A 6,853-nucleotide genomic window follows, 5' to 3' on the forward strand; every position below is an offset into this window, starting at 1 on the left:
GGCGTTGGGGCGCGCAGTCCGTTCAGGCATGGCCTGGTCCATCCTGGAAAGTTGGGGTGTGCAACTGTTGCAGTTCCTGACCTTCCTCGTGATTGCGCGCTATGTCGATGCGACGATGCTGGGCATCGTCGCCATGGCCCTGCTCGTGGGGCAATGGTTCCAGATGATCATATTGTCGGGGATCAGTGCATCGCTTGTCAGCAAGGGCACTGCCGATGCCGACTTGGATGACACGGCCTTCTGGATTTCTGCGGCGGCCGGCGCACTGCTGCTGATCGCGACCTTCTTGCTAGCCGACTGGGTCGAGCGAACCGCCGCCCACCAGGGCTTGGGCACGGTTTTGCGCTGGCTGAGTGTCGCGAACTTCCTTGGCGCGCTGAACGTCGTGCCACAGGCTTGGCTGACGCGGGCCTTGCTGATGCGGCCATTGGCCACGCGCTCGACAATCTCGACCCTGGTGGGCGGCCTTGTCGGAATAGCACTGGCCGTGGCCGGTTATGGCGTGATGGCGCTGGTGGCACAAAATCTGGCCGTAGCGGTCATCGGAACGATAATCCTGTGGGCCGCCTGCCCGATGCGACCCCGACTGCGTTTTTCACGGGAAAAGGCAAGGGACGTGCTTTTCTATGGCCGTCATGTCGGCGTGACGGGCGCTGCGAATTTCTTCAATGCCAATGCTGACATCATGGTCATCGGCCTGGCGCTCGGCGGCGCAGCGACAGGCATTTATACCGTCGGCAAGCGGGCTTTGCTGGCCGCCAATCTGATGCTGGCGCGTGCGCTGTCCCGTGTGGCACTTCCGGTCTTCTCGCAACTCAAGGGGGATCCGCCCCGCCTTGCAAAGGCTTTCCTCAGAATAGTGTCGGCGACATCGTCCATAACGACCCCGGCCTTTGTCGGCCTGGCGATCGTATCGGACGAGTTTATTTTCCTGCTGTTCGGTCCGCGTTGGGCGGCGGCAGCCGATGTGATGCGCTATCTCAGCCTGTTCGGCGCGCTCCAGGCGATCGGCATTTACAATCAGTCGCTGATGCTCGCCATGGGAAAGCCGCAATGGCAGACTTGGCTGGCGGGCATTTATGCGCTGGTCAATATTGTCACCTTCTTCTTTGCCGTCGAATATGGGATGGCTGCGGTCGCTGCCGCGTTCACGGCGCGCGCCTATATCCTCTATCCCCTGTCCGTCTGGCCAGTTGTGGTTCTGCTGCCGCTGGGATGGCGGGATTATTGGAAGGCGCTGCGGCCCAGTGTCGTCGCATCGCTGGTCATGGCTGTTTTTCTATGGGGGTTCCGGTTCGCATTGGCCGGCCAAGCGCCGATTCCGATGCTGTTGTCGACGGTCATCGCTGGGGCAGCGGTCTATATGGTCGTCCTCGGACTGGTCGGACGGACCATTGTCATCGACATGTTCCATTTCGCACGGGCAGGGGGCAAACGCGTGTCCTCCACCAGTTAAATTTCCGAAGTGGACATTTTTGGAAATCCTCCGGCAATGACATTTTGCAGCTGCGGAACGAAATTTCTCAAAATGTGTAAAACTACCTACTATACTTCCCCTAATGCCGATGTTAAAAATTGCGCATTGCAGCAGAGAATTATGTAAACCTCCAACTGGATCAATAATCGGTCAGGGGTGAGCATGGGGCAGACGTCCGATTGAAGACGTGAGCCGGTTTCTGCCATCCCTTTCAGGGTGACGGTCGCAGCATATGAAATAATTCTGGGCGTTAAGCGCGGGGTTTGAGTTATGTTCGCAGCCGTCAGACGATTTAACATCATGCCGATCTCCAAGGCGGGCCAAGTCCGCGCCAGCTTTTCGCTGGTCAGATTGCGTTGCCTCAGGCGCCACGTCTCGTGGAGTGGGGTCAGTCGCTATCTGGTCGGGTTGGCCATGGTCGCTATCGCGCTCGCCGCTTTTCAGGCCGATGAATATCCGTCCTTCTCCAGCGAATTTTATGTGATATTCACATTCGTTGCATTGTTTACGACGATGCTGTTCGGCGCCGGACCGGGCTTTCTGGCTGGTATCGCCGCCTTGGCGGTCACTTATCTGCTTGAAGGCTTTCATGGCGGGCTGCTTGCGGCGGGCGCCTTCCTCATGGCGCTGGTTGCCGCCAACGTCGTTGCGCTTCGCGCGACATTCTGGCGCGCCAGAGCGGAATATCAGGCTGCCCATGTCGGCCGGCTGATGACGCAGATGAAGCTGCTGACCGACGGCGCGGCGCATTATGCCCTCTACATGACCGATGTTTCGGGGTTCATCCTGCATTGGAATCGCGGTGCCGAGCGCTTTACCGGCTGGTTGACCGGCGAAGTGATGCATCGCCATGTCGCGCTGCTCTATCCAGGGCGCGCGGAGATCAAGGCGCGCATGGCGCAGGCCTTCGCCTTCGCCCGCCAGCATGGCAGCTGGGAATTTGATCATGAATGCTGCCGCAGCGATGGCACCATCTATCTGCAGAATTGCGTTGTCACGGCATTGTACGACAATGACGGAGCGTTGCAGGGCTTTGCCAACCTGATCCGCGACGTCACGCTGGAGCGTGCGCATGAGCTTGCGCTGCAGGAGCGGGAGCATGAGTTGCGGCTGATATTGGAGACCGCGCCGGACGCCGTCTTCGTATTCGATGCCGACGGCTGCATCGAATATATCAATGAAGCGGCCTCCCGCATGTTCGGCTATGATCTGGTGGATCTCAAAGGCCAGAATTTCGAGAGCCTGCTGCTGGTCTGCCCCTCTGAAGACGAAGTGCCTGATGACTATCCATTCCGGATCGTCGATGTTTCGGAAAAGATCGAGCGGCAGTTGATCGGCCGGCATCATAATGGCTCGAACTTTCCGACCGAGATGACCTTCGTGCGGATGGAGGCGAACGGCGGCACAAGGTTTACCGCTTTCGTCCGCGATCTTTCTGAGCAGGAGGCGACGAAGGCTCGGCTGGAAACCCTGCAGGCGGAAATGCTGGATGGCACCCGCTATAGCGCAATGGGGGCGATGGCGTCGATGCTGTCGCATGAGTTGACCCAGCCATTGACAGCGCTTGCAGCCTATATGGAGGGCGGCAGCATCCTGCTCAATAATCTCAACGGCGGGAGCCGGGCGAAGCTGGACGAGATTTTCCATCTGGCTTCGAGCGAAGCGGTGCGGGCGGGGGCGATCATGCGCCATTTGTGCGACTTTACCAGCAGCGGCGAAGCGCAATTGGAGGTACAGGATATCGGCGAAATGGTGCGCAGCAGCATTGCGCTCGTCCGCCCCGCAGCAGCCCGTGCGCAAGTCCGCGTCGTGCTTCGGGTTGCGCCGGACGCGGGTCCGGTATTCGCCGATCCGATCCAGATCCAGCAGGTGATCGGCAATCTTTGTCGCAATGCCATCGATGCGATGCGCAACATGGATGAGCGGATACTGACGATCCAGACGTCCCGCGTCGATGAGCTTACCACCCAAGTCATGATTACCGACACCGGCTCGGGCATCGCCGCGGAAATCCGCGAGCGGCTGTTCGACGCCTTTGTCACGACCAAGGAAGAGGGAACTGGGGTCGGATTGTCCATTTGTCGAACAATTGTGGAGGCCCATGGCGGGCGGATCTGGGTTGAGCCCGCGCCTGCCGGCAGCTGCTTTTGTTTCACATTGAAGCGTAAGAAGGGGATTCTTTGTGGAGGAAATGAAGACGATTCACATCGTGGACGACGAATATTCCGTCAGAGCGGCAACGGCATTCTTGTTGGAGCTTGAAGGATATTCGGTCCGCACTTGGCAGAGGGGCGCTCATTTCCTCGCCGCCGCGCCGACCGAGCCGCCGGGTTGCGTCATCCTGGACCTGCGCATGCCCGACATGGATGGACTGGAGGTACAGCGCCGGCTCAATGAAGCGGACCTTAATTTTCCGGTCATCATGCTGACGGGGCATGGCGACATTGCCGTGACGGTTGCGGCAATGAAGATGGGTGCCGTGGATTTCCTGGTGAAGCCGTTCGAGCGGCAGAGCCTGCTGCAGGCGGTCGAGAACGCCTGGTCGGTGCTATATGATAATGGTGCGCGCCGGCAAAGGGTCGCGCAGGCGCAATCGCTGGTGGAAAAGTTGACGCCGCGCGAGCGGGATGTGCTGGCAGGCCTGACAATGGGGCTGCCGAACAAGCACATCGCCCTGCAATTGGGCATCAGCCCGCGCACGATCGAAATTCATCGCGCAAACCTGATGGCAAAGCTCAAGACACGCAATCTTTCGGATGCCCTGAGAGTTGCATTCGCGGCGGGAATAGGCCGGAGGCTGGACGGATGAGCGTCAATATTTCTGCCGCCGTGGTGCTTTTTGTCGCCATAAAGAGGGGATTGTCGCGATGAGCGCCAATAGTGCGATCGGGAGCCAGAAAATTGCAAAAAGGCGATCCGGCCATGCTGGCTTGATTTCGACGAGCGACGCATTTTGACGTTGCCAGAGATAATAAAGGCCGATCGCCCAAACGGCCAATATGATTGTCGCACTGGCACAGAGTGCAATGGTCATATTCTCCTGGACCTCCCATTTTTGGATGAAGGGCGATGATCTGGTTTACCTGATTTAACAAAAAAAGATGAGATTAATATAAGTGAAATTACGCTGTTAATAAAATTGCAAATTAAGTTGCATTCGTTCTGATATAAAATTGAATTTCTGATAATTGATTGGTTAATATTAATTAGGTGTTGTCACGGATTGATGCTTTTGAGGTGTCCGTGCTCTTGTTGGTTGAGTTAATTTCGCTCCTCTGCGTGCTGCGGAACTGGGAGCGTCCGGCCATTGCTGTGTCAGTGGTCGACAATCGACGAGAAAAGGACAGGGCATGGCAAATCCGGATTTGGCGGCGCGTTTCCACAGCGTGAGCGGAACGGGGGCGTTAATCGCCAGGCGCAACGCGCGCTTATGGCTGTGCCTGCTCTTGCTGTCGGCTGATTGCTTGGCGCTGCTGATTGGCTTTGGTGTAGGCGCGCGCCTCTCGCCGGCATCCTCGTCGGACATGATCGGATCATTATCCGCAGGCATTCTCGTCTTTGCGATCATCGCCTTTCACAGCCAGGCTTACAGCATGTCCTGTCTGACCAGCGCGACGATCAGCTGTCGTGCTGCGGCATTGGCATTTGGTGCCACCATGCTGCTGTTCTTCCTTGTAATTTTTGCATCGAAGGCGGTGGGGACCTTCCCGCGCTCAGGCATATTGTTCGGCGTTTTTGGCAGTCTGGGGCTGCTGGTCGTGCAGCGCTCACTGATGGCCTATGCGGTCCGGCGTTGCTTCGGAAATCAGCTGTTCGCGGAGATATTGATCCTTGATGGTATCGCGCGCCCCAATGATTGCGGTGCGGCAGCCGTGATTGATGCGCGCCAGATCGGGCTGCGCCCCGAAGAGGATGATCCGCACAAGCTGCACCAATTGGGTGTGCTGCTGCGTGATTATGACAGAGCGATCATCCTTTGCCCGGCTGCCCGACGGGCGAGTTGGGCCGAGATATTGAAGGGCAGCAATGTCCAGGGCGAAGTCGTCGTGCCTGAGGTGGGGGAGACTGCACCGCTTGCGGTAGGGACTTGGCTGGACACGTCGACCCTGGTGGTCTCGCGCGGCCCGCTCAACCTTGCTGACCGCGCGCGCAAGCGCTTGCTCGACATTGCCTTGACTGTGCCCCTGGTCATTGCGCTGCTGCCGTTGCTGCTTCTGGTGGCAATCGCGATCAAGATCGACAGCACGGGGCCGGTCTTCTTCCGTCAACAACGCATCGGTCGCGGCAACCGCTTGTTCCGGATCTACAAGTTCCGCAGCATGCGGACCGATTGCGGCGACGCGTTGGGGAGCCGTTCCACTGGTCGAAGTGATGACCGTGTGACCCGCATCGGGCGCTTCATTCGCAGCACAAGCATCGACGAACTGCCCCAGTTGTTCAATGTTCTGCTTGGCGAAATGAGCCTCGTCGGGCCGCGGCCGCACGCTTTGGGCTCGACCGCTGACAACGCCTATTTCTGGCAGGTCGATCGGCAATATTGGCATCGTCACGCGCTCAAGCCCGGCATCACGGGACTGGCCCAGATCAGGGGTTTCCGTGGCGCGACGGAAACACGCGGCGACATCTTGCGGCGGATCGAGGCGGATCTGGAATATCTGCACGGCTGGAGCCTGGCGCGGGATGTCGGCATCCTGCTGCGGACCTTCAACGTGCTCGTTCATCACAAGGCGTTCTGAAACGGGGGGCATGATCGATCATGATCGGCCGCAAATCACCTCAGGATGAGCCGGCCATGGCGACGAAGCTGGAATGAGGCAGGCGTCGCCACCCGCCTATATCATGATGGGCGCGGCCTCCAATTCTCCAATCTGGATGATGTCGCCTGGTGCCAACCCGGAATTGTCGAACATCGGAAGGATCACATCGGCGTGGCTTGGCCGTGGTTCATGTGGGCAGGCAAGAAGGGGATGTTGCGGTGTAATTTTGTTTTTGGTTCATTTTTTGCGAGAAAGGTGTTGACGGGTTCGTCTGACGCGCCTAGATGCCACTCCACCGACGCGGTGATGACCAACGGTTTTCGCCACGCACGGTCGCCAACATAGCAGGACAGTATGTCCCCCGATAGAGATAGCGGGGAACGATCACTGTCCGCTTCGATGTTTGGACGGCTCTTTGACATTGTGATTTAGATGAAGGGACATGTGGGCGGCGGCCCTGGGTTCTTACGGCTTTCAGGCGTAGGGATTCAGATAAATTTAGGCCGTTCCTATATGTCTCGATATATTCCACTAGAATATATTGTGCAGGAATGGCTCCTGAAAATGAGCGGTTCTGTTTGGGCTTATTCCGCCTGGATAGAATCGGACATCAAACTTG

The 6,853-nt window shown here is 58.0% G+C and carries 6 protein-coding genes; 5 read left to right on the forward strand and 1 reads right to left on the reverse strand.

Features of this window, described 5'->3' with window-relative positions:
- The first annotated feature begins 28 nt into the window (after positions 1-28).
- The 3 genes from BRX37_RS19645 (at position 29) to BRX37_RS19655 (ending at position 4,286) form a co-directional block, all read left to right on the forward strand.
- Positions 29-1,456, forward strand: a complete 1,428-nt coding sequence (locus BRX37_RS19645) for a lipopolysaccharide biosynthesis protein (RefSeq protein WP_125988860.1) — start codon at positions 29-31, stop codon at positions 1,454-1,456.
- A gap of 291 nt (positions 1,457-1,747) precedes the next feature.
- A complete protein-coding gene (locus BRX37_RS19650; protein WP_318276791.1) occupies positions 1,748-3,739 on the forward strand; it encodes a PAS domain S-box protein in 1,992 nt (663 codons plus the stop codon).
- Positions 3,669-4,286, forward strand: coding sequence for a response regulator transcription factor (locus tag BRX37_RS19655; RefSeq protein ID WP_072894451.1), 618 nt, complete (start codon positions 3,669-3,671; stop codon positions 4,284-4,286). The genes BRX37_RS19650 and BRX37_RS19655 overlap by 71 nt, the downstream gene beginning before the upstream one ends.
- A gap of 3 nt (positions 4,287-4,289) precedes the next feature.
- Here the strand turns inward: BRX37_RS19655 and BRX37_RS19660 are convergent, their stop codons facing one another.
- On the reverse strand, positions 4,290-4,511 hold the full coding sequence (locus tag BRX37_RS19660; RefSeq protein WP_125988862.1) for a hypothetical protein: 222 nt from the start codon (positions 4,509-4,511) through the stop codon (positions 4,290-4,292).
- Between the two features lie 316 nt (positions 4,512-4,827).
- On the opposite strand from BRX37_RS19660, the gene BRX37_RS27395 reads away from it, so the two are divergent.
- Positions 4,828-6,213 (forward strand): sugar transferase, encoded by a 1,386-nt coding sequence (locus BRX37_RS27395; protein ID WP_125988864.1) that lies wholly within the window; start codon positions 4,828-4,830, stop codon positions 6,211-6,213.
- Positions 6,214-6,666: 453 nt separating this feature from the next.
- A partial coding sequence (locus tag BRX37_RS27130; RefSeq protein WP_206434151.1) for a hypothetical protein occupies positions 6,667-6,853 on the forward strand: 187 nt, incomplete at its 3' end.

The sequence above is a fragment of the Sphingomonas sp. S-NIH.Pt3_0716 genome, assembly GCF_003950715.1.
Taxonomy (GTDB): domain Bacteria; phylum Pseudomonadota; class Alphaproteobacteria; order Sphingomonadales; family Sphingomonadaceae; genus Sphingobium; species Sphingobium yanoikuyae_A.

Bases quoted from the DNA above. Each gene is read 5' to 3' on its own strand.
- BRX37_RS19645 (WP_125988860.1), top strand. From the start codon at position 29: ATGGCCTGGTCCATCCTGGAAAGTTGGGGTGTGCAACTGTTGCAGTTC.
- BRX37_RS19650 (WP_318276791.1), top strand. From the start codon at position 1,748: ATGTTCGCAGCCGTCAGACGATTTAACATCATGCCGATCTCCAAGGCG.
- BRX37_RS19655 (WP_072894451.1), top strand. From the start codon at position 3,669: ATGAAGACGATTCACATCGTGGACGACGAATATTCCGTCAGAGCGGCA.
- BRX37_RS19660 (WP_125988862.1), bottom strand. From the start codon at position 4,511: ATGACCATTGCACTCTGTGCCAGTGCGACAATCATATTGGCCGTTTGG.
- BRX37_RS27395 (WP_125988864.1), top strand. From the start codon at position 4,828: ATGGCAAATCCGGATTTGGCGGCGCGTTTCCACAGCGTGAGCGGAACG.